Consider the following 25,297-nt stretch of genomic DNA (forward strand, 5'->3'; position numbering starts at 1 on the left):
AACCGGTTGTTTGGGCGCGCGTGTTGTGGGCGTCGTTCAGAGGGTGCGCAGGCCCCGGTCGGCGAAGGCGATCAGCCACTCGAAGCTCTCGTCGATGTCGGCGCTCCACTGGAAGGCGTTGGCCGCCTGCAGGGTGGCGAAGCCGTGGCAGAGGCTGCGGAGCATGCGCAGGGCGTGGTCCACGTCGGGCTCGTCGATCTCGTAGCCGCGCAGGACCGCCATGAAGGCGTCGAGCAGCCGTCGGCCCGCGGTGGCCAGCGGATCGTCCGGGCCGGACGGTTCCCTGCCGATCGTCGCGGCGTACCGGCCGGGGTGTGCGAGGACGAAGGCGCGGAAGGCGCGGGCCGCGGCCGCCAGGGCGTCGCGCCCCGCGTACCCCTGCACCGCGCCGCCCACGGTGTCGGCGGCCTCGCCCAGCGCCAGGGCCGCGATCCGCTGGGTGAGGTCGTCCAGGCCGCCGACGTGCTTGTACAGAGAGGGGGTGCGCACGCCCAGCCGCTCGGCCAGCAGGCCCATCGTCAGGTGGGCGAGGCCCACCTCGTCGGCGAGGGCGGCACCGGCCGAGACCACGGCCGCCGGGTCCAGGCCCGCCCTAGGCACGGGCCGCGTCCGACCGGAGGAAGGCGAGGACGAGCGAGACCACCTGGTCGGGGAACTGGTCGTGCGGATAGTGCCCGGCGCCTTCGATCATCTCCAGGCGGCCGAGGCCGGCCGGCAGGGCGTCGACGACCGCCGAACCCTCCGCGTGCGGGTCGGCCCAGTCGGGGTCGAGCGTGCCCATCACCACCAGGACCGGGCAGCGCACGTTGCCGAGCTGAGCGCCGGCGTCGGTCGGGGCGCTGCGCCCCATGCTCTGCATGGCCTTCATCCGGCCGGGCTCGCGCAGCAGGGCGTCGATGCGGCCGAGCCGCTCGGCCCAGTCGGCCGGCTTCACACCCGGATACGCCACGTCGAGGTACGAGCGCCAGAGCGGCAGGCTGCCGAACGCGCCCGCGCCGAGCAGTCGCAGCATGCCCTGCCGGAAGCGCTTGACCCGCAGGTCGCCGAGGCGGATCGACTGCTTGCGGGTGAAGGGCGCCAGCTCGACGACCGAGGTGACCAGTGCGGGTTCCCGGGCCGCGGCGATGGTGGCGGCGCCGCCGGCGACCGAGTGGCCGACGAGCACGGCGGGGCCGCCCAGGTGGCGGATCAGGGCGAGCAGGTCGCCGGCGATGTCGGTGCGGCTCCAGGCCGGCCAGTCGGTGCTGGACTGTCCGCAGCCGCGCAGGTCGACCGCGGCGACCCGGTAACCGGCCGTCACCAGCTGCGGGACGACCGTTCGGTACGCGGCGCGGCTGTCCCCCATGCCGTGCGCGAGCACGATCAGCGGGCCGGATCCCGTCACGTCGTAGGCGAGCGTGCCGCCGTCGACGGCAAGGTACTCGGTCATGGTGCCCCCCAGGTATGGCTAACGTTGTTAGCTAAAAGCTACTCCTATTAGCCAGACCCGTCAACGCGACGCGTGCGCCGACTACCTCACTCCCTTGGGGCCACCTCGTCGTCGAGGCGGACACCCAGCCGGTCGGCCACGGTGGTGAGGGCCGTTCCCAGCGGGAGCGCGACCCGGGTCACGGCGTGGCGGTCGCCTCGCGTCGGGTCCTGGTTGACGATCAGCACCGGCTTTCCCGCCTGGGCCGCCTGACGGACGAACCGGAGCCCGGACATCACCGTCAGTGAGGAGCCCAGGACCAGCAGGGCACCCGCCTCGCGGACCAGCCTGCGGCAGTGCTCCACCCGGGGCGGCGGAACGGCTTCGCCGAAGAACACGACATCCGGCTTGAGGATGCCGCCGCAGACCGTGCACGGCACCACGCGGAAGTCCCCGACCTGCTCGTCGGTGAGGTCGGCGTCACCGTCGGGGTTGATCGCGGCGGCCACCGGTGCGAAACCCGCATTGGCCTCCTCCAGCCGCCGGGCGAGCTCCCGGCGCGGGCTGAGGGCGCCGCAGGAGAGACAGACGACCCGGGCCAGGCTTCCGTGGAGTTCCACGACACCCTCGCTGCCGGCGGCCTGATGGAGGCCGTCGACGTTCTGGGTGATCACACCCGTGAGCAGGCCGTGGCGTGCGAACGCGGCCACGGCCCGGTGCCCCGCGTTGGGGCGGGCGCGGCCGAAGGTGCGCCAGCCGAGGTGGCTGCGTGCCCAGTACCGGCGCCGGGCCCGGGCGCCGCCGGTGAAGTCCTGGTAGGTCATGGGGGTGTGCCGGCTCAGGCTCCCGCCCTCGCCCCGGTAGTCGGGAATGCCCGACTCCGTGGAGAGGCCCGCCCCGCTGAGCACCAGCACGCCGCCGGCGCCGAGCGCGTCGGCGACCGGTGCCAGATCCGTGCTGCCCGGCGGCAGGTCCTCGGTGGGGGTCCAGCTCAGAGTGGGGCGCATGCGCATGCCGCCAGGGTACGGAAGGGCCCGGACCAGCCGCGTGACGACCGCGTCGCCCGGCAACGGCCCTCACTGCACGGCACTGCCCTGCCGCACGGGCACCGCGAGGGCCAGGGTCACGGTGACCGAAGCGGCCGCCATCAGGGTCATCGCCGCGGCCGGGGAGGTGAACTGGGCCAGCGTGCCCGCGAGCACGGCACCGATGCCCTGCAGCGCCGCCATGCCGGTGGCGTGCAGGCCGAGGGCCTGGCCGGCGAGCTCGTCGGGGGTGAGGGACATCAGGCGTTCCTGAAGGACCAGGCTCGCGGCGAAGCCGACGGAGGCGACGGTGACGGCCACGGCCGACAGCGCCACGGACGGCCGGAGGACGAAGAACAGATAGGGAACCGCCAGCAGCAGGCGCAGCGGGGTCGCGAGACGGCGGCGCACCGCGGGCGGTATCAGTCGGCCCACCGCCAGGTCGCCCACGAACATGCCCAGCGCCCCGCACGCGTACAGCGTGCCGGCGGCTTCCGGGGCGTAGGAGACGTAGAGCGAATCGCCGCCGACGATCAAGCCGTTGGGGACCCACAGGCCCAGGTACGTCAGGCGGCGGGAACGTGAGGACCACAGGACGGCGTTGGTGCGCCACGTCGCCGAGACGGACGGCCGGCCCGAGGTGCGCGGGGGCCGGGCCGTGAGGCCCAGGCGGGCCACGAGGGCCGACAGCACGTGCAGCGCCGCCGCGAGCAGCAGGCAGGTCTGTGGCGAAAGGAGTGCCAGCAGCACGCCGCCCGTCGCGAAACCGGCCATCTGCGTCAGGCCCCAGACCATGTTGTACACCGAACGGCCGAGGACATAGCCGTCCTTGGACAGGATCTCGTTCAGCAACCCCCCGCGCACTCCTCCGCCCAGCGACGCGACCAGACCCTGCAGGAGGACGACGGCGAGGACGGCCCCGACCGGCAGGCCGGGCAGCGCCGGCACGGCCGTACCGGCAGCGAAGGCGAGGCCGAGCCAGGACAGGATCGTGCGCGGCGGCAGACGGTCGGCGCCCGAGAGCAGGAACGCGCCCCCCAGCAACTGCGCCAGCTGCGGGCCGAACATGCTCACCGCCGACAGGAACGGGGAGCCGGTGGCCCGGAAGACCAGCGTGCCGAGAGCCAGGCCGCCGATCGTCTGGGCCGCGGCGAAAGCGGCGAAGGAGAGCAGGAACGGCGTGAACTCCGGGGTGCGGAACAGGGAGCGGTAGCTGCGCATGCGGGGAAGTCTCGGAGCCGCCCCGGGCCGTGTGTACTGTTTCGCCGACACGCGAAAGGTAGTGCGCATGGGATTGTGGCAGATAGACACCGACACCCTCGCCCGCAGCCGGTTCGTGCTCTCGCCGTTCGCCGAGACCTTCGCGAGCCTCAAGCTGCTGCACGCGGCAACCGGTGCCCATCCGGGCGAGGAGGCCTGGCTGCGCGCGCACCTGCCCGGCTACCGCGCGCGCCTCACGGCCGACCCGGTGGCCGCGCCGCTCGTGCGGGCGGCGCTCGGCACGTCCTGGATCGCCGACTTCTTCTGCCCCACGTCGTGCGTCGGGGAGAGCTTCGAGGAGACCGTGGCCCGGGTGCGGGCGGCCGGGGCCGAGGAGGCACGGGCCGACCTCCGCGTGTCCCTCCGGGGCCCGCTCCCCGCCGTCCTGGACCGGGACGACCTGCCCGAGCGGGCGACCGCGCTCCTGACCCACGTCTGGGACGAGACCGTACGGCCGTACTGGGGGCGCCGGCGGCGCATCCTGGAGGCCGACATGGTCGCCCGGACGGCGCGGGTGAACCAGGGAGGCTGGGCGGCCGTTCTGGACTCGTTGAAGCCGGGGACGCGGTGGCTCGGGGAGAGCCGGTTCCAGGTCAATCCGAACGCGTACCCGCCGCGGGAGGTCGCCGCCGGGGCCGAGCTGCTGTTCATGCCGGTGACGCCGAGGACCAGTTGGGTGTCGTGGGAGGGACGCGAGCGGTACGCGGTCGTCTACCCGTGTCTCGGGGTGCTCGCCGACGAGCACGACCGCCGGCCCGTCCCGGCCGCGCTCGGGGCGCTCGTCGGGACCGCGCGGGCCCGACTGCTGGTGCTCCTCGGGACCCCCATGAGCACGACGCAGCTGGTCGCCGTGACCGGGCAGGCGCTGGGGTCGGTGGGGCGGCATCTGCGGGTGCTGTTGGACGCGGGGCTGGTGGAACGGCGACGGGCGGGGCGGTCGGTGCTGTACGTCCGGACGGCGGCCGGGGAGGTCCTCGTGGAGGCGGCCGGGGCCGGCGGTCCGTGACCCGGCGTCGGAACGCCGACGGGAGGACGCGAACGGGCCTGCGTGGCGCTCGCGACACGGAGCGCCACGCCGTCGCCGCGTCAGCCGGGCGTGAAGCGCACCGGTGTTCCGGCCGAGGCCTGGGCCGCCGCCGCCAGGGCGGGTTCCGCGACGACCGCGAGGACCGGATAGCCCCCGGTCGTCGGGTGGTCGTGCAGGAAGATCACGGGGCGTCCGTCCGACGGCACCTGCACGGCACCCAGGACGACCCCCTCACTCGGCAGTTCGCCCTGCCGCGCCCGTTCCAGCGGCGGTCCCTCGGTCCGCAGTCCGATGCGGTTGCTGTGCGGGGAGACGCGGTACGTGGCCGAGGTGAGGGTGCGCAGCGCGGCCGGGGTGAACCAGTCGGCGCGGGGGCCCGGGCGTACCGGCAGCACCAGCTCGGCGGGCGGTCCGGGCCAGGGGGCGGCGACGGGCAGCGCCACCGGTCGTGCGGGGGTGCCCACGGGAACGACGTCCCCGTCCCGCAGGGGCCCCGGGCCCAGGCCCGAGAGCAGGTCCGTCGAGCGGCTGCCGAGGACGGGGTCGGCGGCGATGCCCCCGGCCACCGCCACGTACGAGCGCACGCCCGCGGTGGCCGCCCCCACGTTCAGGACCGCGCCCGCGGGCACCCGCACCGGGGCACCCCAGGCCGCAGGCCGCCCGTCCACGGTGACCGGGCAGGGCGCACCGCCGACCACGAGGGTGACGGCGCGGTCGGGCCGGAGGGCGCAGCCGGTCAGGGTGGTCTCCAGGACGGCGGCCCCCGGGTCGTTGCCGAGCAGCCGGTTGGCGAGGCGCATCGCGGGCGCGTCCAGGGCCCCGGAGCGGGGCACTCCCAGGTGGGCGTGGCCGCGCCGGCCCGCGTCCTGCACGGTGGTGAGGGCGCCGGAGCGCACGGTCGTGAGCGTGGCCGTCATTCCGTGCCCCCCGTCGGGCCGCCGTCCGCCGTGACGAAGCGCACGCGCGTCCCCGGGGTGAGCAGCGCCGCCCCCTGCCGCGCGGGGTCCCACAGCGGCCCCGGGTCCGGCATGGTGCCGATCAGCTGCCAGCCGCCCGGCGTGGAGCGGGGGTAGACGGCGCTGTACGGTCCGGCCAGGGCGACCGCGCCCGCCGGGACCCGGGTCCTGGGCGTGGCCCTGCGGGGCACGTGGAACCGCGGGGGCAGCCCGGTGAGGTACCCGAAGCCGGGTGCGAAACCGCAGAACGCGACCCGGTAGGTGAACGAGGTGTGGTGTGCGGCGACCTCGTCGGGGGCGACTCCCCACAGTGCCGCCACGTCGGCCAGGTCCGGCCCGTCGTAGCGCACGGGGATCTCCACGACGTCCCCGTCGTCGCCTGCGCTCCGCGGCACCTCCCAGCCGGTGAGCGCGCGGGCCAGCGCCTGCGGGTCCGACACTCCGTCCAGCAGGACGGTACGCGCCCCGGGCACGATCTCTTCCACGGGCGGCAGTGCGCCGGTGGCGCGGCGGCGCAGCACTTCGGCGTGGAAGGCCGCGGTGTGCTCGGCGTCGGGCAGTTCGACCAGGAGCGCGTGGCGGCCGGCGGGACGCGTCGTGAGGGCCGGGCCTCCGGTCATGCGAACGCCCCGATCCCGACCCCGGACGTCTCCAGCGCCTCGCGCACCCGCGCCGCGATCCCGGCCGCGTTCGGGGTGTCGCCGTGCACGCACAGCGATCGGGCGGCGACCGCGACGGTCGTCCCGTCCACCGCCTCGACCGCGCCCCGCACGGCGAACGCCAGCGCCCGCCGGACGACCGTGTCCTCGTCCGTCACCACCGAGTTCGCCTCGCGGCGGGGGACGAGGGTGCCCTGCGGGGTGTAGGCGCGGTCGGCGAAGGCCTCGGGCACGCCGGTGAGCCCGGCGTCCTCGGCGGCGGCGAGCAGGCGTGAGCCGGGGAGGCCGAGCACGGGCAGCGCACCGCCCGCGAGCCGCACCCCGGTCACGACGGCACGGGCCTGCTCGCCGTCGTGGACGGTCCGGTTGTAGAGGGCGCCGTGCGGCTTCACGTAGGCCACCTCCGCGCCGGCGGCCTCGGCGAAGACCCTGAGGGCGCCGATCTGGTACGCCACCTCGGCCGCCAGCTCCTCGGAGGGTACGTCCATGGCCCGCCGGCCGAACCCCGCCAGGTCGCGGTAGGACACCTGGGCCCCGATCCGCACCCCGCGCTCGGCGGCGAGGTCGCAGACGCGACGCATCACCGAGGGGTCACCCGCGTGGAAACCGCAGGCGACATTGGCGCTGGTGACGACGGAGAGCAGGGCGTCGTCGTCGGTGAGGGTCCAGCGGCCGAAGCCTTCACCGAGATCTGCGTTGAGGTCGATCACGCACTGAACGTAAACGATTGTTGAACGATCCGACAAGGGATCCCTGTGGATTCCACTCTTGTTAGATCGTTGAACGATCGCTAGTGTCCGTGCATCTGCCACGCATCTGGGGCTATGGTCCGGACCGATGAAGCATCGGTTCCGTTTGCCTCGGATCCGTGCCCTGCCCCCTCATGCCCTAAGGCCACCGAATGATCGTTCTCCTCGGTGTGGTCGTGGTGATCCTTGGATTCGTCACGCGCCGCAACCCCGTCCTCGTGGTGGGCGTCGCCGGTATCGTCACCGGACTGCTCGGCAAGATGAACCCGATGGAGGTCCTCGCGGCCTTCGGCAGGTCCTTCGCCGACAGCCGCTCGGTCACCGTCTACGCCATCGTGCTGCCGGTGATCGGCCTGCTCGAGCGCTACGGCCTGCGCGAACAGGCCCGCAATCTCATCGGCCGGCTGGGCAGGCTCAGCGCCGGCCGGTTCCTCACCGTCTACCTGCTGGTCCGGCAGGTCACCGCCGCCTTCGGCCTGAACAGCATCGGCGGTCCGGCCCAGACCGTGCGGCCCCTGGTGGCGCCCATGGCCGAGGCCGCCGCCGAACGCTCCACGGGCGCCAAGCTGCCCGACCGCCTGCGCGAGAAGGTCCGCTCGTACTCCGCGTCGGCCGACACCGTGGGCGTCTTCTTCGGTGAGGACTGCTTCATCGCCATCGGCTCCATCCTGCTGATCACCGGCTTCGTGAACTCCACGTACCACCAGGAGATCGAACCGACCCAGCTGGCCCTGTGGGCGATCCCGCTCGCGGTCTGCGCCTTCGTCATCCACGGTGCCCGGCTGCTGCTCATGGACCGGCAGCTGGAGCGCGAGATGGCGCTCGCCACCGCCGAACACGACCTTCCGCTTCCCGAGGGGGCCGACAAGTGATCAAGGTCGAATGGCTGTACTGGCTGATAGGCCTCGTCTTCGTCGTCATGGCCGTGCAGATGGCCACCGACCGCAGCAACCCCAAGCGGTGGACGTCCGCCGCGTTCTGGGGCCTGCTCGGACTCACCTTCCCCTACGGCACCGGCGTGGCCAACGCCACGGCCGGCAACGGCGACTGGACCCTGCCCGCCGAACCGCTCGGCGTCGCGGTCCTCACCCTGATCGTGCTCGCCGGGTTCAACTTCCTCGGCAAGGGCGTCCCGGTCACCACCACCGCCGAGCAGCGCGATGCCTCCGCCACCCGGCTCGGCAGCAAGATCTTCGTCCCCGCCCTGACGATCCCGCTCGTCGCCATCGTCTGCGCCTCCGTGCTGGACGAGTCCGGCCTGTTCGAGACGGGCAAGGCCACGCTGCTCGGGCTCGGCCTCGGATGCATCGCCGCGCTCGGCGTCGGCATGCTGATCACCGGCGAGAAGAAGGTGTCGGTCCCGCTCCACTCCGGCCGCTCCATGCTGGAGGCGATGGGCTCCGCCCTGCTGCTGCCCCAGCTCCTGGCCGTACTCGGCTCGATCTTCGCCGCCGCGGGCGTCGGCGACCAGGTGGGCAGGATCGTGAACGACGTCCTGCCCGACGACTCCAGGTACCTCGCTGTGGTCGCGTACTGCGTCGGCATGTTCCTGTTCACCGTCATCATGGGCAACGCCTTCGCCGCCTTCCCGGTGATGACCGCGGCGATCGGCTGGCCCGTGCTCATCCAGCAGATGCACGGCAACGAGCCCGCCGTCCTCGCGATCGGCATGCTGGCCGGCTTCGCCGGCACCCTCTGCACCCCGATGGCCGCCAACTTCAACATCGTCCCGGCCACCCTGCTCGAGCTCAAGGACCAGTACGGACCCATCAAGGCACAGCTGCCGACGGGCATCGCGCTCCTCGGCTGCTGCACCGTCATCATGGCGCTCTTCGCCTTCTGAGCCGCTGCGCCGCTGTGCCGCCCCCCTGGGCCTGCCTGTCCGACCCGCAAGGAACGTCCATGACCCATGTCCTCATCACCGGCTTCGCCCCCTTCGACGGCGAGCGCGTGAACCCCTCCTGGCAGGCGGCGTCCCTGGTCGCCGCCGAACCCCCCGCCGGGCTCACGGTCACCGCCACCGAACTGCCCTGCGTCTTCGGCGAGTCCCTCGACATCCTGCGCGACGCCGTCCGCGCGCAAGCCCCCGACCTGGTGCTCTGCCTGGGCCAGGCGGGCGGACGCCCCGGCGTCACCGTCGAACGCGTCGGCCTCAACCTCGACGACGCACGCATCCCCGACAACGCCGGGCAGCAGCCCATCGACGAACCGGTCGTCCCGGACGGCCCCGCCGCCTACTTCTCCACCCTCCCCGTCAAGGCCTGCGTGGCCGCGATGCGCGAGGCCGGGGTGCCGGCCGCCGTCTCCCACACGGCCGGCACCTTCGTCTGCAACCACGTGGCCTACGGCCTCGGCCATCTCATCGCCACCGAGTTCCCGCACGTACGCGGCGGTTTCGTGCACGTCCCCTGGGCGCCGGAACAGGTCCCCGACGGCACCGCGCCGTCCCTGCCGCCGGCCACCGTCGCCCACGGCCTGCGCGCCCTGCTGGCCACCGCCGCCCGCACACCGGCCGAGCAGGACCTGAAGGTCACCGAAGGAGCCACCCACTGATGCCGCTCAGCGCCCACGCGTCCCGCTTCGCCGGGCTCGCCCTCGCCAACATCACCCGCGAGTACCCCAACTTCCCCGCCCACCTGATCACCTCCGCCGACGAGCGCTGCGAACCGCGCCGGCTGCATCCCGCCTTCTACGGCGCCTACGACTGGCACTCCTCGGTCCACATGCACTGGCTGCTCGTCCGACTGCTCCGACGCCACGGCGGCACCCCCGCCCTGCCGGACACCGGGCCCGCCGCCGACGTACTCGACCGGCACCTCACGCCCGCGAACCTCGCCGTCGAAGCCGCCTACCTCCGGGACCGCCCCTCCTTCGAGCGGCCCTACGGCTGGGCATGGCTGCTCGCGCTCGCCGCCGAGTGCCGGGCCTTCGAGGACGCGGCGGGCGCCCGCTGGACCGCGGCGCTGGCGCCGGCCGTCGCCGCCGTCGACCGTCTGCTGGCCGACTGGCTGCCCAAGGCCACGTATCCGGTGCGCCACGGTAACCACCCCAACAGCGCCTTCGCGTTGGGCCTCGCCCTGGACTCCGGGGAACTGTCCGCCGCGACCGACCGAGCCGTACGGGAACGCCTGCTGGCCTGGTTCGCCGACGACCACGACGCGCCCGCGCACTGGGAACCGTCGGGACAGGACTTCCTGTCCCCGGCGCTGAGCGAGGCCGACGCCCTCCGCAGGGTGCTCCCGGCGGAGAGCTTCGCGGGATGGCTCGACCGCTTCCTGCCCGCGCTGAGCTCCGGTGCCCCCTGCGCGCTGCTGGACGTGCCGGTCGTCTCCGACCACGCCGACCCGCAGATCGGCCATCTGCTCGGCCTGACCCTCAGCAGAGCGGCCGCGCTGCGCTCCCTCGCGGACGCCCTGCCCGACGGAGCGGTCCGCAGCCGCCTGGACGAAGCCGCCGCGGCACACCTCGCGGCGGGTCTGCCGGCGGTGGAACGCGGTGACTTCACCACCGACCACTGGCTGGCGACCTTCGCCGCACTGGCGCTCGACCCCGTGGCCCACGGCTGACCTGTGCGATGGCACCGCGCGGCCCGGGGTTCCTGTCCGCGAGGCGCCGAGTCGGCACGCTGAGCCGGGCAGTGCGCTGCGGCAGCCGCCATGGTCGTCGGTGTGAGGGGCCGCGCCCCGACGGCCTCGTCCGTCCCATAACCTCGTGCGGACAGAGGTCGGACGCCGTGTGGCGACAGAGGAGGCGACGGTGCTCGGTAGGAGCGCGCGGACGGTCGCGGGGGTCATGGCCGTGGCCTGCATGGTGCTCGTCGGCCCCAGTGCGCCGGGCGACGCCCTCGTCGGCAGGCCACTGCCCGCCGACGCCGCCGCGGACGTCGTGTCGAACCGCGTCATGACGTGGAACATCTGCAATCCCTGCGAGGTGGACAACGTCGACCGGGCGGCGGACATCGCCGCCCACGCGCCCCAGGTCATCGGCCTCCAGGAAGCGTGCGTGCGTGACGTCGAGAGCATCCGGGACCACCTGGAGAGCCTGTACGGGCTGGTCTACGACGTCGCGTACGGCACGGTCGTCGAGAGTCGCAGCCGCTGCGGGGGATGGCCGTGGAACCCCGGAACCTTCGGCCAGGCGGTCCTCTCGGCGGAACCGATGACGGACCGCGTCAACGTGGAGTACCCCGACGGCGGTTCCGAGGACCGCGGGTACCTGGCGGTCACCACCGAGGTGGGCGGTCGGTCCGTCCGGGTCTTCAACACCCATCTCGCGCACCGGCGCCAGGAAGCAGTCCGGGCGGAGCAGGTCGGCGTCCTCGCCACAGAGGTCGCCCGGCACGACCGCGCCATCGTTCTCGGCGACTTCAACGCCGTGCCGGACGCCCCCGAACTCACCCGGATGTGGGCGCTGGCCGCGGATACGGACCCCCGGTGCGGTCCCTCGGCCGACACCGCCGGTACCTGCCTGACGACGACCGACTGGCACAGCAAGTTCGACTACGTCTTCCTGCGCGGCTTCGCCCCGCTCGAACACCGTGTGCAGCCCACCCCGTACTCGGACCACCACCTGGTGCAGGCCGACCTGCGCCCGACCGGGAACCGCTGACGACGGTCACTTCTCGTAGCCGAGGATGGTCATCATGCCGGATTCGGAGTGGTACTGGTTGTGGCAGTGCAGCATCCACAGGCCCGGGTTGTCGGCGTAGAAGTCGATGACGAGTTTGTGATGGGGCAGCACGTGGGCGGTGTCCTTGCGGGCTCCGACCGCGTCGATGCCGGTGAGGGCGAACGTGTGGCCGTGCAGGTGGATGGGGTGCCACATGTCGGTGGCGTTGATGAGGGAGATGCGGACCCGTTCGCCTTCCCGGACCGGGACGCGTTTCTGGATGGAGTAGGGCTCGTGGTCGAAGCCCCAGTCGAAGTCCTTCATGCCGCCGGTCAGTTTGATGCGCATCTCGCGGTCCGGCTCGCGGTCGCTGAAGGCCACGGACTCGTGCGGCACGAGCCGTCGGGCGGGCACGACCATGCCGTCCAGCTCGTCCGGGTGCACGGAGGGACCGGGGAGCCGCCCGCCGCCGGTGCGCAGGACCGCCAGGGCTCTCGCGCGCTTGCCCTCGGCGAGCGCGACCAGCGGGAACACCCCGTCCTTGGCGGTGACCAGCACGTCGTAGCGCTCGGCCATGCCGAGGAACAGCGCGTCCGTCTTCCGGTGCTCGACCGGGTAGCCGTCCGTGTGCGTCACCGTCATCTCGTGACCGCCGAGGGCCACCCGGAAGCCCGTGTCGCCCCCGGCGTTGATGATCCGCAGCCGGATGCGGTCCCCGGGGCGGGCCCGGAACACCGTGGGAGCCCCCGGAAGGCGGCCGTTGATCAGGTAGTGCGGGTAGTCGACGTTGCCTCCCATGCCGTGCAGCATGCGGCTGTGGGAGTCCCGCAGGATGCGGGAGGGGCCGGTGGGCCTGCCGGGGGCGGAGGCCTGGGGGCCGCCGTTCCCGGCGTGGCGTGAACCGTCGTGTCCGCTGCCCTCGCCCATGTCCATCGGCCGGACCTTGCCGTCCTGCAACTGTGCGAGCACGGCGTCCGGGGTGGAGCCGGCCACGCCGTCCACCCAGTCGTCCAGGACGACGACCCACTCCTTGTCGTAGGACAGCGGCTCCTTGGGGTCCTCGACGATCAGCGGCGCGTACATGCCGCGGTCGAGCTGCATGCCCGAGTGCGAGTGCAGCCAGTAGGTGCCCGGGTGCTCCACGGCGAAGCGGTAGCTGAAGTCGGAGCCGGGCTTGACGGAGTACTGGGTCAGGCCCGGTACGCCGTCCATGTCGCAGCGCATCCGGATGCCGTGCGAGTGGAGTGTCGTGGATTCGCGCAGACGGTTGGCGAGCGTGAGATCGAGTACGTCGCCCGCGGTGATCCGGACCTCCTTGCCGGGCAGCGTGTCGCCGTACGCCCATGATCTGACGGTCCGGCCGCCGAGGTCGAAGGTCGTCTCGGTGGCGGTCAGCTTGAACTTGCGGAGCGGACCGGCGCCGCGCCTCTTCTCGGCGGCGAGGACCTCGGGATCGGACGGGTTGACGTATCCCTTGGGTCCCTTCGGGACGAAGCTGCCCTCGCGTTGCGCGGCCCCCGTGTGACCGGGGGCTCCGGCCCCGGGGCGAGCGCCGGGTCCGGTGCATGCGGTCAGGGTTCCCGAGCCGGCGGCCACGATCGAGGCACCCAGCAGGGTGCGCCGCGTAAATGTCTGCATGCCCATATAAGACCTGGTTTATGCGCTTATATGTGAGATTGAAGGCGGCGCGTCTCATCGGGACGGGGCTTCGCACTGGTTCGGCCGGGTCGCCGGGCCTCTGCGACGGCCGCGAGAGCGGAGCAGTGATGTTATGTCCGCAAAACAAGCAGATCGCCGGACCCGCGGGCCGAAGGTGCGGAGCGTTGCCGGACAGGTGTTCCTGCTGCAAGCGGGGCTGGTGGTGCTGCTGGCCGTGGCCGCGGTGGTGTCCCTGGTGCTGCAGGTGCAACGCGACAGGACCCAGGACGCCCGGAGCAGGACCTTGTCGGTCGCACAGACCTTCGCCAACGCTCCCGGGACCGCGGAGGCCCTGGACGGTCCGGATCCGACGGCCGTGCTGCAGCCCCGGGCCGAGGCCGTCCGCAAGGCGGCCGACGTGGCCTTCGTCGTCGTCTCCAGCACCCGGGGCATCCGCTACACGCACCCCGACACGGATCTCATCGGGAAGCGCATCCTGGGCCCGTACGACAAGGCGCTGCAGGGCATTCCCATGACGACGGAGCTCAACGCCAGCGTCGGGCCGGCCGTCGACTCGACGGTGCCCGTCTTCCGCAGCGACGGTTCGGTCGCCGGTATCGTCGGCGTCGAGATCACACTCGGTGACATCAATCAGGCCGTCAGCCGTCAGATCCCCGTCATCCTCGGCAGCGCCGCCGGCGCTCTCGTCCTCGCGCTCGCAGGCTCGGCGCTGGTGAACCGGCGCCTGTCCCGGCAGACCCGGGGTCTGGGCCCCGCCGAGATGACCCGCATGTACGAACATCACGATGCGGTGCTGCACGTTGTCAGGGAGGGGGTGCTGATCGCCGACGGCAAGGGGCGGCTGATGCTGGCCAACGACGAGGCGCGCAGGCTGCTGGCGCTCCCGCCGGACACCGAGGAGCGCCCGGTCGCCGAGGCCGGCCTGCCCGCCCGGATCGCCGAGCTCCTGGAGTCCGGACGGCCGACCACCGACGAGGTGGTTCCGGTGGGGGACCGGCTGCTCGCGACCAACGTGCGGGTCACCGGCGACCACGGGGGGCCACCGGGTGCCGTCGCCACCCTCCGGGACACCACCGACCTGGCGGCGGTGATCGGCCGGGCCGAGGCGGTGCGGGAACGGCTCCTGCTGCTCTACGAGGCCGGCGCGCGGATCGGCAGCACCCTCGACGTGATGACGACCGCGGAGGAACTGACCCGGGTGGCCACCCGGCGCTTCTCGGACTTCGCCACCGTGGACCTGGCCGAATTGGTGTTCCGCGGGGACGAACCACGTGAGTCGGGCGGCTCACTTGTCGAGATGCGGCGGGCAGCCGTCGCCGGCGTGAGCGAGGACCACCCGCTGTTCCCCCAGGGCCGGGTGGTCGGCACGGTGTCCACCGACCCCGGTTCCCTGGGCGGCAGTGAGCGGCACTCCGTGCCCGAGACGGACATGGACACCGTGCTCAACCGGTACGGCCGGGACACCGAGCACGCCGAACGGATCCTCGCCTACGGCTTCCACAGCGTCCTCGCCGTGCCCCTGCACGCACGGGGCGTGGTCCTCGGCATGGTCAACTTCTGGCGTTCCCGGAATCCGGCGGCGTTCGACGAGGACGACGAGGCGTTCGCCCGGGAACTGGTGGCCAGGGCGGCGGTGTGCGTCGACAACGCCCGCCGCTACACCCGCGAGCACGAGACGGCCGTGGCCCTGCAGCGCAGCCTCCTGCCGAGCGGACTGCCCGAGCAGGACGCCCTCGACATCGCCCACGGGTACCGGCCGGCGGCGGCGGGGGTGGGCGGGGACTGGTTCGACGTCATCGCGTTGCCGGGGGCCCGGGTCGCCCTGGTGGTCGGCGACGTGGTGGGACACGGCCTGCACGCCGCCGCCACCATGGGGCGTCTGCGGACCGCCGTGCACAACTTCGCCGCGCTCGACCTGCCGCCCGACGAACTCGTCGCGCGCCTCGACGAGCTGGTCTCCCAGCTCGACCACGAGGGCGGCCCGGACGGCGCCGAGATCGCCGGGGCAACCTGCCTCTACGCGATCTACGACCCGGTGGACGGCCGCTGTTCGCTGAGCCGGGCGGGGCATCCCAGCCCCGCACTGGTGCTGCCCGACGGGTCCGTGCACTTCCCGGACAGCCCCGTGGGACTGCCGCTCGGCGTCGGCAGTGGCCTGCCGTTCGAGGCGGTCGATCTGGATCTGCCCGCGGGAAGCCGGCTCGTGCTGTACACGGACGGGCTCGTCGAGGCCCGGGGCCGGGACATCGACGAGGGCCTGGACGTCCTGCGGCGCAGCCTCGGCGGGGCCGGACGTACCCCGGAGGAGACGTGCGCGCGGGTGCTGGCGGCGCTGCCGGCCGGGCCGCCCGAGGACGACGTGGTCCTCCTGGTGGCCGGCACCCGCGTGCTCGACCCGGCCCGGGTGGCCACCTGGGACGTGGAGCGGGACCCGGCCGCCGTCTCCCGCATCCGCCGCGAGGTCACCGGCCGGCTCTCCGAGTGGGGCCTGGACGAGGAGGCCTTCGTGACGGAGCTGATCCTCAGCGAACTGCTGACCAACGCGGTGCGCTACGGCACCGATCCCGTCCGGGTCCGGCTGCTCCACGACCGGAGCCTGATCTGCGAGGTCTGCGACGGCAGCAGCACCGCACCGCACCTGCGCTACGCGGCCACGACCGACGAGGGAGGCCGTGGCCTGTTCCTCGTCGCCCAGCTGGCCGACCGCTGGGGGACCCGCTACACCGACAGCGGAAAGGTCATCTGGTCGGAGCAGTCCCCTTCGTCCTTCCCGTCCTCGCCCGCGTCGCCTCCGGACGTGCCGAGTCCGCACCCGTGACAGCCGAGTCGCCCACCGGCGGGACCGGACGTCCGGGTCAGTCCAGGCGTCCCACCCGGAAGGTAGTCGTGTACGTGCGTTCCTCGCCCGGGGCCAGGAACGTCATGGAACCGTCCTGGCGGGCCGCGGTCTCGCCCTGCACACGATGGGTGGACGGTTCGAAACCCACCGCGTAGGCGCCCTCGCGCAGGTGCAGCCACTGGAAGAAGGACGGGAACTGCGCCGTGTCGAACTCCAACTCGAAGAAGACGCCGAGGCGTTCGTTGACCAGGCGGGGACGGACCAGGCCGTTCGCGTCCGGCTCGAGCTCGTGCTCGTAGACCTGCTCGACGAACCCCGGCAACGGGCCGGGCATGTCGGTGTGCGAGACCCCCTGCTCGGCGACGCTGTCGCTGCGCCACAGCGTGCGGTGCGGCGGCAGCTCGTAGCGTGCGCCCTCGTCCAGGAAGGGCCAGCCGATGTTGACGTGGTACAGGTACATGTGCGGGGTCGGGTCGAAGCCGGCGTTGCGGACCCGGTCGGTCAGCCGGATCTCCGTGCCGCCGAGATCGGTTTCGATACGGCGGGTGAGCCGCAGGTGCTCACCGAAGATCGCGGCCTGCCGCACCTCGCCCTCGGCCCACAGCACGCAGCGGCCGTCGTCCTGCCACCGCTCGCCGTACCCGGTGAGCCGGGCCGGCAGGTTGGCGATTCGTCCGTGCAGGGCGTGCACGGCCGTGCGCCGCGGGGGATAGCGGTACTGCGAGGCGTCCACCTCGGCGCCGAAGAGCGTGTGGTCGAGGCCCGCGGTGAGCAGCAGCCCCGAGAAGCTGCGCATCATCGACAGGCCGTCGTCGTCGCGGTACTCGTGCAGACCGGGATGCCGGAACCCGGTCGCGGAGCGCCAGCCGAAGCCCCGGCCCTCGAACTCGGCGCCGCCGAGGTCCATGGCCCGGTCGACGAGGACGTCGAAGCAGAGCCCTGCTCCGGTACGGAACTCCAGTGTGCGGATGCCGCGTTCGGTTCCGTCGTCCAGCACGACGGAGCGCACGCCGCCGGCCGCGCTCAGATCGCCGGCGTGCCGAGCCAGGGACTGGCGGTCGTGGAAGCGTCCGTACAGCTTCACGCCATCACCCACCCTCCGTTGACCTCGACGCACTGGCCGGTGACGAAGGAGGCGTCGGGTCCGGCGAGGAAGGACACCACCGAGGCCAGTTCGCCGGGGCGACCGCGCCGCTTCAGGGCCTGGTGGTCGAGCACGTGCCGCCGGTAGGCCTCGGGGTCCTCATGGATCTCCTCGGCCGCCGTGGGGAAGGCGCCGGGGGACACGCAGTTCACGCGGATCTCGTGCGGTCCCAGTTCCCGGGCGAGGGCGCGGGTGAGCGCGACCGCGGCGCCCTTGGTGGAGATGTACGCGGCCAGCGCGTCCCAGCCGCCGTGCAGGGTGATCGACGCGACGTTGACGATCGCCCCGCCGCCCGTGGCGGTCATGCGCCGCGCGGCGGCCTGGGCGGCGACCCAGTAGGCGCGCTGGTTGACCGCCACCACGTCCTCGTACTCGGCGAGCGGCACGTCGAGGAAGGGGCGGCTCGGATACACGGCGGCGTTGTTGACCAGGACGCGCGGCGTGCCCAGTTCGGCCGCCATCCGCCCGACGGCCTCCTCGACCGCCTCCGCGTCGCGCAGGTCGACGGTGAGCGGCAGCGCGCGGGTCCCGGCCTTCTCCACCTGCGCGGCGGTCTGCTCCAGCGACTCGGCGTCCCGGTCGAGTACGGCGACATCGTGTCCGTCGGCGGCCAGACGGGAGGCTATGGCCCGGCCCAGGGCGCCGCCGGCGCCGGTCACGAGTGCGGCTTCGGTCTGTGTCATCAAGGGGTCCCATCTTCCCGGTGCCGGCCGGGCGCCGAGGGGCGGATCGTGTCGTTGACACTGCGAGCGGTGCCCGCCTAGCGTGCATGTTAGCGCTACCGATAGCGCTAACAACAGGGTGCGGACGACGGTGAACGCGGCGACGACGCACGCGACTTCCGCACCCGCACACCCCCTTGCGCCGATGCGGTCCCGCCCTTCAAGGAGCCCCCATGACCACGCGCGACAAGCCCGGCGTCCTCGCCGGTTACCGGGTCCTCGACTGTTCCATCGCCATGGCCGGCCCGTTCGCCGCCCAGCGGCTCGGCGACCTCGGCGCCGACGTCGTCAAGGTCGAACCCGTCACCGGGGAGTGGCAGCGCCACGCCGCGGCCGGCGGGGCCGGCGGCAACCGGATCAACGTCTCCTTCCTCTCCCTGAACCGCAACAAGCGCTCCCTCGCCGTCGACCTCAAGGACCCGGCGGGCAAGGAGGTACTGCGCCGCCTCGTGGCCGGAGCCGACGTCTTCCTGCAGAACTACCGTCCCGGCGTCGCCGCCCGGCTCGGCGTCGACCACGCCTCCCTGGCCGCCGTCAACCCCGCCCTCGTGTACGTCTCCATCTCCGGCTACGGCGAGGACGGCCCCTACGCCCAGCGCCCCGGCCAGGACCTGCTGCTGCAGGCGATGTCCGGCGCCATGCTCTCCACCGGCCGAGCGGGCGAGGCTCCGCGCGCCGCGGGCCAGTACCTCGTGGACGCCGTCACCGCGTCCACGGCCTTCGAGGGGGTGCTCGCCGCCCTGCTGCACCGGGAACGCACGGGCGAGGGCCAGCTCGTCACCGTGAACATGCTCGACGCCGTCACCACCCTGCAGATGCAGGAGCTGTCCGTCCACACCGTCGGCGGACTGGCCCAGACCCGCTCCGCCGAGCCGCACGCGCACGTCTACATCCGCTCGCCCTACGGCGCCTTCCGGACCGCCGACGGTTACGTCGTCCTCGCCTTCCCGCCCCTGAAACGGCTCGGCGAGATCATCGGCGAGGACAGCTTCCTGTCCATGGAGGACGAGGAACACGGCTGGACCCACCGCGACGAGATCTTCGCCCGCACCGCGTCCCGCCTCATGACCCGGCCCTCGCGGCACTGGCTCGACGCCTTCGAGGCCGCCGGCATCTGGGCCGGCCCGGTCTACGGCTACGCGGACCTCGTTCAGGACCCCCAGATCCGGCACAACGGCACCTTCGTCACCTACGACCACCCCACCGAGGGCCGCGTGACGACGCCCGGATTCCCCTACAAGTTCTCCGCGACCCCGCCCCGCGTCGACCGCGGCGCCCCGCTCACCGGCGAACACACCCGCGAGATCCTCGCCGAAGTCGGCCTCGGCGAACGGGAGATCGAGGAACTGTTCGCCTCCGGCGCCGTGGCGGAGACCTCATGACGTACGCCGGGCCGTACGCCGGACTGACCTGGGACCACCCCCGCGGTCACGACGCCCTCGCCGCGTCGGCGGGCGACCTCGTCCACTGGGACGTACAGCCCCTCGAAGGCTTCGAATCCCACCCCGTCGACGAGTTGTGCGCACGCTACGACCTCGTCGTCCTCGACCACCCGCACCTGGGGGAGGCCCTCCGGGCGGGCTGCCTGCGGCCCCTGGACGACCTGTTCACCCAGGAGGAACTGGCCCGCTGGGGCGCCGACTCCATCGGCCCCACCATGCGTTCGTACGCCATGGACGGCCGGCAGTGGGCGCTCCCGCTGGACGCGGCCACCCAGGTCGCCGCCACCCGGACCGACCTCGTCGGCGAGCCGCCCACCACCTGGGACGCGGTCCACGGCCTCGCGCACCGAGCCCCGGTGGCGCTTTCCCTCGCGGGGCCGCACGCCTTCCTCACCTTCGCCTCCGTCGCCGTCGCCATGGGTGAGGAGCCGGCCACCGACCCGGACGAGCTCATCAGCCGGGAAACAGGACTTGCGGTCCTGGACCTCATGGCCGCCCTCGACGCCCTCGCGCCGCCCGGGACCCGCACCCTCAACCCGATCGGACTGCTGGAACTCATGGCCGGCACCGACCGCCTGGCACACTGCCCGCTGGTGTACGGCTACGTCACCTACGCCGGCCGGCTGACCTTCACCGACGCCCCCGCCGTCCGACCGGGCGGACGACCGGGCTCCACCCTCGGCGGCACCGGGCTGGCGCTCACCACCCGCCGCACCCCGTCCCCCGCCCTGCTGGACCACGTGCGATGGCTGATGTCGCCCGGCGCACAGGGGGACTTCCTGCCCCGGCACCACGGCCAGCCCAGCGCACGCGCCGCCTGGACCGACCCCGGAACCGTCGCCGCCGACTTCTACCGTCGCACGACCACCACCTGCGAGCAGGCCTGGATCAGGCCCCGTCACGCCGGCTACATCGGCTTCCAGAGCGCGGCGTCGGCCGCCGTCCGGGCCGCACTCGCCGGTGAGGCCGGCCACCGCGACGTACTCGACCGGATGCGCGAGCTGTACCGGGCGAGCCGGACACCGGAGGAACGACACACATGACCGACACCCACCCCGCCCCGCCCGGCCTCGGCACCGGACACGTGCTCCTCGACGTGGCGGACCGCGTCGCCACCGTGACCCTGAACCGGCCCGGGAAGCTCAACGCCGTCACCGCCGAGATGTCCCGCGCCCTGGTACGGGCGATCGAATGGTGCGACACCACGGACGACGTCCGTGCCGTGGTCGTCACCGGCGCCGGCGAGCGTGCCTTCAGCGTCGGGTCGGACATCGTCGAACTCGACCGCTACGCCACACCGTGGGACTTCCGCAACCGCGTCGACTACTGCGACGCCATCCGCGCGGCCCGCACCCCCACCATCGCGGCCGTCGGCGGCTACGCGCTGGGCGGCGGACTGGAGACCGCCCTGTCCTGCGACATCCGCCTCGCCTCGGACACCGCGTCCTTCGGCGCGCCGGAGATCACGCTCGGCTGGATCGGGGGCGGCGGCATGGCCGCCTTCCTCAACCGCGCCGCCGGTCCCAGCAACGCCGCCCTGATGCTGCTCACCGGCGAACGCATCGACGCCGCACGGGCGTTGGACTGGCATCTGGTCAGTGAGGTCGTGCCCCGCGCGGCACTGCTCGACCGGGCCCGTGCCCTCGCCCGGGTGATCGCCTCCCGGGCACCGGTGGCCGCCGAGACCGCGAAGATCAATCTGCGGGCCGCCGGCAACCTGCCCGAGGACCAGGCGCTCGCCTACGAGCGCGACCTGCAGACCGTCTGCTTCGCCACCGAGGACGCCGCCGAGGGCCGCCGTGCCTTCGCCGAGAAGCGCACCCCCGTCTTCCGCAAGCGCTGAGAGGCCGAGAGGAACGTCATGAACCAGTGGCCGGACGCCACGACCACCCTGCCCCGCGACGGTACCGAGGGGGCCCTCGTCGGCCGGATCTGGCGACCCGGCCTCGGGCCCAGTGTCGTCGCCGTCCGCGAGAGCGGCGTGTACGACGTGACCGACACGTTCGCGACCGTACGCGACCTGTGCGAAGAACCCGACCCCGCGGGGCGGTTGCGCGCGGCCCCGGGTGAGCGGGTCGCCGGGCTCGACGACCTGCTGGCCAACACCCCGGCCGACACGCGGGACACCCGGCGGCCCTGGCTGCTCGCCCCGGTGGACCTCCAGGCCGTCAAGGCCGCCGGGGTGACCTTCGTGGTGTCGATGCTGGAGCGCGTGATCGAGGAACGCGTCCGTGGCGACGCCTCGGAGGCCGAGGCGGCTCGTGCACACATCCGCGACCTCGTCGGGGGCGACGTCGCCGCGCTGCGGCCCGGCTCCGAGCAGGCCGCCGCGCTGAAGGAGATCCTGGTCGCCCAGGGGGCGTGGAGCCAGTACCTGGAGGTCGGCATCGGCCCCGACGCCGAGATCTTCACCAAGGCCCCCGTGCTGGCCGCCGTCGGCAGCGCCGCCGACGCGGGAGTCCACCGCTCCTCACGGTGGAACAACCCCGAGCCGGAGGTGGTGCTGGCCGTCTCCTCCACCGGGGCCGTCGTGGGTGCGACGCTCGGCAACGACGTCAACCTCCGTGACGTGGAGGGACGTTCCGCGCTGCTGCTGCCCCAGGCGAAGGACAACAACGCCTCGGCGGCCCTCGGACCGTTCCTGAGGCTGTTCGAGCCCGGCTTCGGCATCGACGACGTACGGCGGGCGACGGTGACCCTGACGGTCGAGGGCACCGACGGCCACCGGCTCGACGCCGAGTCCTCGATGTCCGCCATCAGCCGCGATCCCCTGGACCTCGTGGCCCAGCTGATCGGACCCCACCACCAGTATCCGGACGGCGCGGTGCTCTACCTCGGCACGATGTTCGCCCCCGTGGCGGACCGCGACGCGCCGGGCCAGGGATTCACCCACCACGACGGCGACTTCGTCACCGTCGCGACGCCGCGGCTCGGCACGCTCGTCAACCGGATCCGGCCGAGCGACGCCTGCGCCCCGTGGACCTTCGGCATCGCCGATCTGATGCGCTCGCTGGCCGCGCGGGGAGCGCTGTGACGCCCGATATCGTCTCCGACGTGACTCAGCCGCCGCCCCGCCGCCCGCGCAAACGCTCCGCCACCCGTTCGGTGACCCTCTCGGACGTGGCGGCGGCCGCCGGTGTGTCGGCCCAGACGGTCTCCCGCGTCGTCCGCGACCCCCTGTCGGTGCCGGACGAGACCCGCGCCCGGGTCGAGGCGGCCATCGCGGCGACCGGCTACGTGCCCAACCTCGCCGCCAGCAACCTGGCCTCCAACCGCAGTCGCACGGTCGCCGCCCTGGTGCCGCAGATCAACACGTCGGTCTTCGCGGACACCGTGCACGCCTTCTCGACGGCTCTGGCCGCCCACGGCTACCAGATCTTCGTCGGCACCACCGACTACCGGCCGGAGCACGAGGAGGAGGTGCTGCGCAGCTTCCTGGGCCGGCGGCCGGACGGGCTGCTCATGGTGGGCACGCGCCACACCTCGGGCACCCTGACGCTGCTCGGGGCGGCCGGGGTGCCGGTCGTGGAGACCTGGGGCTGGTCGGCCGACCCCGTGGATCTGCTGGTCGGCTTCTCCAACGCGGCGGCGGCCTCGGCGATGGTCGCGCACCTGGTCGAGCGCGGCCGGCGCAGGATCACCTTCGCCGGCCGGCACACCTCGGGCGACCCGCGGGCCGCCGAGCGCCTCGACGGCTACACGAGCGCGGTCCGCGACCTGCTGGGCAGCGCCCCGCGCACCGTGGACGTCGGTCCGGAACCGGTCACCATGGACACCGGCGTGACCTTGCTGGACCTCGTGCTGGAACGGTTCCCGGACTCCGACGCCGTGATGTTCTCCAGCGACGTCTTCGCCGCCGGAGCCCTCCAGGCCTGTGTGCGGCGCGGGATCGACGTGCCCGGCACGCTCGCCCTGGCCGGCTTCGGCGACTTCGAGCTGGCGCGGCACCTCGTGCCCGCGCTGACCACGGTGGCGGTACCCAGCGCCCGTATCGGGGAGTTGGCGGCCGAGTTGCTGCTGACGCGGATGCGCGGCGCCCCGGTCGAGGTGCCGCACCGGGACGTGGGGTACCGGGTCGTCGCCCGCCGAAGCACCTGAGGCACCCGGCACTTGGCGTCTCAGGTGCGCGCCGCCCACTCCAGGCCCCGGCCGACCATCGTCGCCGTCTGCGGCACCTGGAGGTCCGCGACGCGGTGGCCCAGGGTGCAGACGAAGACCCGTCCGGCGCCCCAGCGGCGCGTCCACACCACGGGGAACTCGACCGGGACGTCCCACGGGCCGACGGTGTCCGGTACGAGCACGGACGTGGCCAGGACCGTGTTGTGCGCGTCCGTCAGCACCCAGTAGTGCTCGGTGACCACGGCGTAGTCCTCGATGCCCCGGGTGATCACCCCGTCCCGGTCCGGCATGGCGGCGATGCGCACGGTGAACTCCTGGAAACCGTCCGGGTGCCACAGGAATCGGCCCCCGACCATCCGCAGGTAGCGGGCGTTGCCGACGTTGGTCCCGATGACGCCCCCGTGCCACCCGGCGAAGCCCGTGCCCGCCTCCACGGCCCCGACGAGGTTGGCCTCCTGACTCGGACTCAGCTCACCACCCGACCAGGAGTGCACGACGAGGTCGGTGGCGGCGAGCAGGTCGGTGTCGTCGTAGACCGCCAGGTCCTCGCGGACCGCGACCTCGAAGCCCGCCCGCTCCAGGCCGGGCGTGAACACCTCGGTGCAGCCTGCCGGGTCGTGTCCCTCCCAGCCGCCGCGGACGACCAGGGCCCTTCGCGTTCTCATGTCGAACTCCCTCCGGGGCGGAGCACTGATCGGAAGAGGTCCGTACGGCGATCGTCTCCTCGTGGACCTCGGTCCACCGTGGCAAGGGACCGGTACCACCCACGGCGTCAGTCATAACTTGTGATACGAGTGATGACCTTAGCACGTTCGGCTAATCTGGGGTCGTTGGACAGCGGGGGCCGGGCGAAGCCGCACGAACGTGGGGAGTCTTGGAAACATGGGGAGTCTTGGACCAGATGAGTAAGCCATCCGCGGACACCACCGCCGTGTCCCGACCTCGACGGCGCCGGCCACCGCTCGCCGCGGCCGTCGTCCAGAGCCTTGCGACGGCCATCGTGCTGGGGGAGTACCCGCCGGGTACGGCGCTTCCGTCGGCGGGTGACCTGTGCGAGGAGTACGAGGTGAGCCGGACCGTGATCCGGGAGGCGACGACGACGCTCGCCGAGAAGGGGCTCGTCGCAACGCGCCAGGGCTGGGGCACGGTCGTACTCGACCAGGAGCAGTGGAGCCTGCTCGACCCACTGGTTCTCGACGCCCTGTTCCAGCGCAAGGACCGCCTTGTCTTCCTGGACAACCTGATCGAGATCAGGACGACCCTGGAGTGCGCCATGTCCGCCCGCGCCGCCGAGCGCATCGACGAGGCCCAGGCCGCGGCGCTCTCCGCCAAGCTCGACGAACTCGCGACGCTGATCGACGACCCCGAGGCCTATTCGCGCGCGGACATCGAGTTCCACGAGATCATCCACCGCGCCTCGCACGACGCGTTCGGGCGGGCCATCGTCTCCAGCATCCAGAGCAAGGCGGTGCGTTCCCCCCAGTACAGCGGGGACCCGACCCGTGAGGAGATCGAACTCACGCAGCAGGCGCACGCCCGGATCGCGGCCGCGGTGACCGCCCGGGACGCCGACGGCGCCGCCGAGGCGATGCGCGAGCACATCACGTCGGCCTGGGCCCGCCGCCGCCCGACCGACGCGCCCGACGCCTAGGCGGCCGCCGGGACACGGCCGGGGGCCGT

At 72.9% G+C, this 25,297-nt stretch carries 24 protein-coding genes; 13 read left to right on the top strand and 11 right to left on the bottom strand.

Translation table 11 applies throughout. The features are described from left to right. Positions 1–36: 36 nt before the first annotated feature. The 4 genes from ACIGO6_RS08370 to ACIGO6_RS08385 form a co-directional block, all read right to left on the bottom strand. The gene (locus ACIGO6_RS08370) at positions 37–570 is read right to left on the bottom strand and encodes a TetR/AcrR family transcriptional regulator (RefSeq protein ID WP_399873620.1); all 534 of its coding nucleotides are present in this window, start codon (positions 568–570) and stop codon (positions 37–39) included. Between the two features lie 22 nt (positions 571–592). Then, a complete protein-coding gene (locus tag ACIGO6_RS08375; protein ID WP_399873029.1) occupies positions 593–1,429 on the bottom strand; it encodes an alpha/beta fold hydrolase in 837 nt (278 codons plus the stop codon). Positions 1,430–1,515: 86 nt separating this feature from the next. Next, positions 1,516–2,421: an NAD-dependent protein deacetylase gene (locus ACIGO6_RS08380; protein WP_399873032.1), complete on the bottom strand. Its 906-nt coding sequence runs from the start codon at positions 2,419–2,421 to the stop codon at positions 1,516–1,518. Between the two features lie 63 nt (positions 2,422–2,484). Further along, a complete protein-coding gene (locus ACIGO6_RS08385) occupies positions 2,485–3,654 on the bottom strand; it encodes an MFS transporter (protein WP_399873035.1) in 1,170 nt (389 codons plus the stop codon). A gap of 67 nt (positions 3,655–3,721) precedes the next feature. Here ACIGO6_RS08385 and ACIGO6_RS08390 point away from each other — a divergent pair, with 67 nt between their 5' ends. Continuing rightward, on the top strand, positions 3,722–4,699 hold the full coding sequence (locus ACIGO6_RS08390; protein WP_399873037.1) for an ArsR/SmtB family transcription factor: 978 nt from the start codon (positions 3,722–3,724) through the stop codon (positions 4,697–4,699). A gap of 80 nt (positions 4,700–4,779) precedes the next feature. Here ACIGO6_RS08390 and ACIGO6_RS08395 read toward each other — a convergent pair whose 3' ends face one another. From ACIGO6_RS08395 to ACIGO6_RS08405, 3 genes are read right to left on the bottom strand one after another with little or no spacing between them, the layout of a single operon-like run. After that, the gene (locus ACIGO6_RS08395; RefSeq protein ID WP_399873039.1) at positions 4,780–5,637 is read right to left on the bottom strand and encodes a biotin-dependent carboxyltransferase family protein; all 858 of its coding nucleotides are present in this window, start codon (positions 5,635–5,637) and stop codon (positions 4,780–4,782) included. Further along, complete coding sequence (locus tag ACIGO6_RS08400) at positions 5,634–6,296, bottom strand: allophanate hydrolase subunit 1 (RefSeq protein ID WP_399873041.1); 663 nt, start codon at positions 6,294–6,296, stop codon at positions 5,634–5,636. The genes ACIGO6_RS08395 and ACIGO6_RS08400 overlap by 4 nt, the downstream gene beginning before the upstream one ends. Then, positions 6,293–7,045: a LamB/YcsF family protein gene (locus tag ACIGO6_RS08405; protein WP_399873044.1), complete on the bottom strand. Its 753-nt coding sequence runs from the start codon at positions 7,043–7,045 to the stop codon at positions 6,293–6,295. The genes ACIGO6_RS08400 and ACIGO6_RS08405 overlap by 4 nt, the downstream gene beginning before the upstream one ends. Positions 7,046–7,236: 191 nt before the next feature. Here ACIGO6_RS08405 and ACIGO6_RS08410 point away from each other — a divergent pair, with 191 nt between their 5' ends. From ACIGO6_RS08410 to ACIGO6_RS08430, 5 genes are all read left to right on the top strand, one after another. Further along, on the top strand, positions 7,237–7,956 hold the full coding sequence (locus tag ACIGO6_RS08410) for a DUF969 domain-containing protein (protein ID WP_399873046.1): 720 nt from the start codon (positions 7,237–7,239) through the stop codon (positions 7,954–7,956). Then, a complete protein-coding gene (locus ACIGO6_RS08415) occupies positions 7,953–8,927 on the top strand; it encodes a DUF979 domain-containing protein (protein WP_399873049.1) in 975 nt (324 codons plus the stop codon). Before ACIGO6_RS08410 ends, ACIGO6_RS08415 begins: the two co-directional genes overlap by 4 nt. A gap of 59 nt (positions 8,928–8,986) precedes the next feature. Then, positions 8,987–9,637 carry a pyroglutamyl-peptidase I gene (pcp, locus tag ACIGO6_RS08420; protein ID WP_399873051.1) on the top strand — a complete coding sequence of 217 codons (651 nt, stop codon included), beginning with the start codon at positions 8,987–8,989 and terminating at the stop codon, positions 9,635–9,637. Continuing rightward, positions 9,637–10,650 (top strand): DUF2891 domain-containing protein, encoded by a 1,014-nt coding sequence (locus ACIGO6_RS08425; protein ID WP_399873054.1) that lies wholly within the window; start codon positions 9,637–9,639, stop codon positions 10,648–10,650. The genes pcp and ACIGO6_RS08425 overlap by 1 nt, the downstream gene beginning before the upstream one ends. Positions 10,651–10,876: 226 nt before the next feature. Then, positions 10,877–11,692: an endonuclease/exonuclease/phosphatase family protein gene (locus ACIGO6_RS08430; protein WP_399873623.1), complete on the top strand. Its 816-nt coding sequence runs from the start codon at positions 10,877–10,879 to the stop codon at positions 11,690–11,692. Positions 11,693–11,698: 6 nt separating this feature from the next. Here ACIGO6_RS08430 and ACIGO6_RS08435 read toward each other — a convergent pair whose 3' ends face one another. Then, on the bottom strand, positions 11,699–13,330 hold the full coding sequence (locus ACIGO6_RS08435) for a multicopper oxidase family protein (RefSeq protein ID WP_399873056.1): 1,632 nt from the start codon (positions 13,328–13,330) through the stop codon (positions 11,699–11,701). Between the two features lie 133 nt (positions 13,331–13,463). On the opposite strand from ACIGO6_RS08435, the gene ACIGO6_RS08440 reads away from it, so the two are divergent. Then, entirely contained in the window at positions 13,464–16,169 is a 2,706-nt protein-coding gene (locus ACIGO6_RS08440; RefSeq protein WP_399873059.1) for a SpoIIE family protein phosphatase, read from the top strand. 37 nt (positions 16,170–16,206) lie between these two features. Here the strand turns inward: ACIGO6_RS08440 and ACIGO6_RS08445 are convergent, their stop codons facing one another. Both ACIGO6_RS08445 and ACIGO6_RS08450 read right to left on the bottom strand, forming a co-directional pair. Continuing rightward, a complete protein-coding gene (locus ACIGO6_RS08445; RefSeq protein WP_399873061.1) occupies positions 16,207–17,274 on the bottom strand; it encodes an aldose 1-epimerase family protein in 1,068 nt (355 codons plus the stop codon). Beyond that, positions 17,271–18,017, bottom strand: coding sequence for an SDR family NAD(P)-dependent oxidoreductase (locus ACIGO6_RS08450; protein WP_399873064.1), 747 nt, complete (start codon positions 18,015–18,017; stop codon positions 17,271–17,273). The genes ACIGO6_RS08445 and ACIGO6_RS08450 overlap by 4 nt, the downstream gene beginning before the upstream one ends. Before the next feature lie 212 nt (positions 18,018–18,229). Between ACIGO6_RS08450 and ACIGO6_RS08455 the strand changes: the two genes are divergently transcribed. From ACIGO6_RS08455 to ACIGO6_RS08475, 5 genes are read left to right on the top strand one after another with little or no spacing between them, the layout of a single operon-like run. Further along, entirely contained in the window at positions 18,230–19,438 is a 1,209-nt protein-coding gene (locus tag ACIGO6_RS08455; protein ID WP_399873068.1) for a CaiB/BaiF CoA transferase family protein, read from the top strand. Further along, positions 19,435–20,541, top strand: a complete 1,107-nt coding sequence (locus ACIGO6_RS08460; protein ID WP_399873070.1) for a carbohydrate ABC transporter substrate-binding protein — start codon at positions 19,435–19,437, stop codon at positions 20,539–20,541. Before ACIGO6_RS08455 ends, ACIGO6_RS08460 begins: the two co-directional genes overlap by 4 nt. After that, entirely contained in the window at positions 20,538–21,341 is an 804-nt protein-coding gene (locus ACIGO6_RS08465) for an enoyl-CoA hydratase/isomerase family protein (RefSeq protein ID WP_399873073.1), read from the top strand. The genes ACIGO6_RS08460 and ACIGO6_RS08465 overlap by 4 nt, the downstream gene beginning before the upstream one ends. A gap of 18 nt (positions 21,342–21,359) precedes the next feature. Beyond that, positions 21,360–22,532, top strand: coding sequence for a fumarylacetoacetate hydrolase family protein (locus ACIGO6_RS08470; protein WP_399873076.1), 1,173 nt, complete (start codon positions 21,360–21,362; stop codon positions 22,530–22,532). Between the two features lie 20 nt (positions 22,533–22,552). Next, entirely contained in the window at positions 22,553–23,596 is a 1,044-nt protein-coding gene (locus ACIGO6_RS08475; protein WP_399873078.1) for a LacI family DNA-binding transcriptional regulator, read from the top strand. 20 nt (positions 23,597–23,616) lie between these two features. Here the strand turns inward: ACIGO6_RS08475 and ACIGO6_RS08480 are convergent, their stop codons facing one another. Next, positions 23,617–24,282, bottom strand: coding sequence for a ThuA domain-containing protein (locus ACIGO6_RS08480; protein ID WP_399873081.1), 666 nt, complete (start codon positions 24,280–24,282; stop codon positions 23,617–23,619). Between the two features lie 236 nt (positions 24,283–24,518). On the opposite strand from ACIGO6_RS08480, the gene ACIGO6_RS08485 reads away from it, so the two are divergent. After that, positions 24,519–25,268, top strand: a complete 750-nt coding sequence (locus ACIGO6_RS08485; RefSeq protein ID WP_399873082.1) for a FadR/GntR family transcriptional regulator — start codon at positions 24,519–24,521, stop codon at positions 25,266–25,268. Positions 25,269–25,297: the final 29 nt, after the last annotated feature.

Source organism: Streptomyces sp. NPDC053750, from assembly GCF_044544295.1.
In the GTDB taxonomy this organism is placed as follows: domain Bacteria; phylum Actinomycetota; class Actinomycetes; order Streptomycetales; family Streptomycetaceae; genus Streptomyces.

Bases quoted from the DNA above. Each gene is read 5' to 3' on its own strand.
- ACIGO6_RS08430 (WP_399873623.1), top strand. From the start codon at position 10,877: ATGGCCGTGGCCTGCATGGTGCTCGTCGGCCCCAGTGCGCCGGGCGAC.
- ACIGO6_RS08380 (WP_399873032.1), bottom strand. From the start codon at position 2,421: ATGCGCATGCGCCCCACTCTGAGCTGGACCCCCACCGAGGACCTGCCG.
- ACIGO6_RS08395 (WP_399873039.1), bottom strand. From the start codon at position 5,637: ATGACGGCCACGCTCACGACCGTGCGCTCCGGCGCCCTCACCACCGTG.
- ACIGO6_RS08375 (WP_399873029.1), bottom strand. From the start codon at position 1,429: ATGACCGAGTACCTTGCCGTCGACGGCGGCACGCTCGCCTACGACGTG.
- ACIGO6_RS08385 (WP_399873035.1), bottom strand. From the start codon at position 3,654: ATGCGCAGCTACCGCTCCCTGTTCCGCACCCCGGAGTTCACGCCGTTC.
- ACIGO6_RS08435 (WP_399873056.1), bottom strand. From the start codon at position 13,330: ATGCAGACATTTACGCGGCGCACCCTGCTGGGTGCCTCGATCGTGGCC.
- ACIGO6_RS08440 (WP_399873059.1), top strand. From the start codon at position 13,464: ATGTCCGCAAAACAAGCAGATCGCCGGACCCGCGGGCCGAAGGTGCGG.
- ACIGO6_RS08460 (WP_399873070.1), top strand. From the start codon at position 19,435: ATGACGTACGCCGGGCCGTACGCCGGACTGACCTGGGACCACCCCCGC.
- ACIGO6_RS08410 (WP_399873046.1), top strand. From the start codon at position 7,237: ATGATCGTTCTCCTCGGTGTGGTCGTGGTGATCCTTGGATTCGTCACG.
- ACIGO6_RS08425 (WP_399873054.1), top strand. From the start codon at position 9,637: ATGCCGCTCAGCGCCCACGCGTCCCGCTTCGCCGGGCTCGCCCTCGCC.
- ACIGO6_RS08465 (WP_399873073.1), top strand. From the start codon at position 20,538: ATGACCGACACCCACCCCGCCCCGCCCGGCCTCGGCACCGGACACGTG.
- pcp (WP_399873051.1), top strand. From the start codon at position 8,987: ATGACCCATGTCCTCATCACCGGCTTCGCCCCCTTCGACGGCGAGCGC.
- ACIGO6_RS08450 (WP_399873064.1), bottom strand. From the start codon at position 18,017: ATGACACAGACCGAAGCCGCACTCGTGACCGGCGCCGGCGGCGCCCTG.
- ACIGO6_RS08400 (WP_399873041.1), bottom strand. From the start codon at position 6,296: ATGACCGGAGGCCCGGCCCTCACGACGCGTCCCGCCGGCCGCCACGCG.
- ACIGO6_RS08485 (WP_399873082.1), top strand. From the start codon at position 24,519: ATGAGTAAGCCATCCGCGGACACCACCGCCGTGTCCCGACCTCGACGG.
- ACIGO6_RS08470 (WP_399873076.1), top strand. From the start codon at position 21,360: ATGAACCAGTGGCCGGACGCCACGACCACCCTGCCCCGCGACGGTACC.
- ACIGO6_RS08390 (WP_399873037.1), top strand. From the start codon at position 3,722: ATGGGATTGTGGCAGATAGACACCGACACCCTCGCCCGCAGCCGGTTC.
- ACIGO6_RS08455 (WP_399873068.1), top strand. From the start codon at position 18,230: ATGACCACGCGCGACAAGCCCGGCGTCCTCGCCGGTTACCGGGTCCTC.
- ACIGO6_RS08480 (WP_399873081.1), bottom strand. From the start codon at position 24,282: ATGAGAACGCGAAGGGCCCTGGTCGTCCGCGGCGGCTGGGAGGGACAC.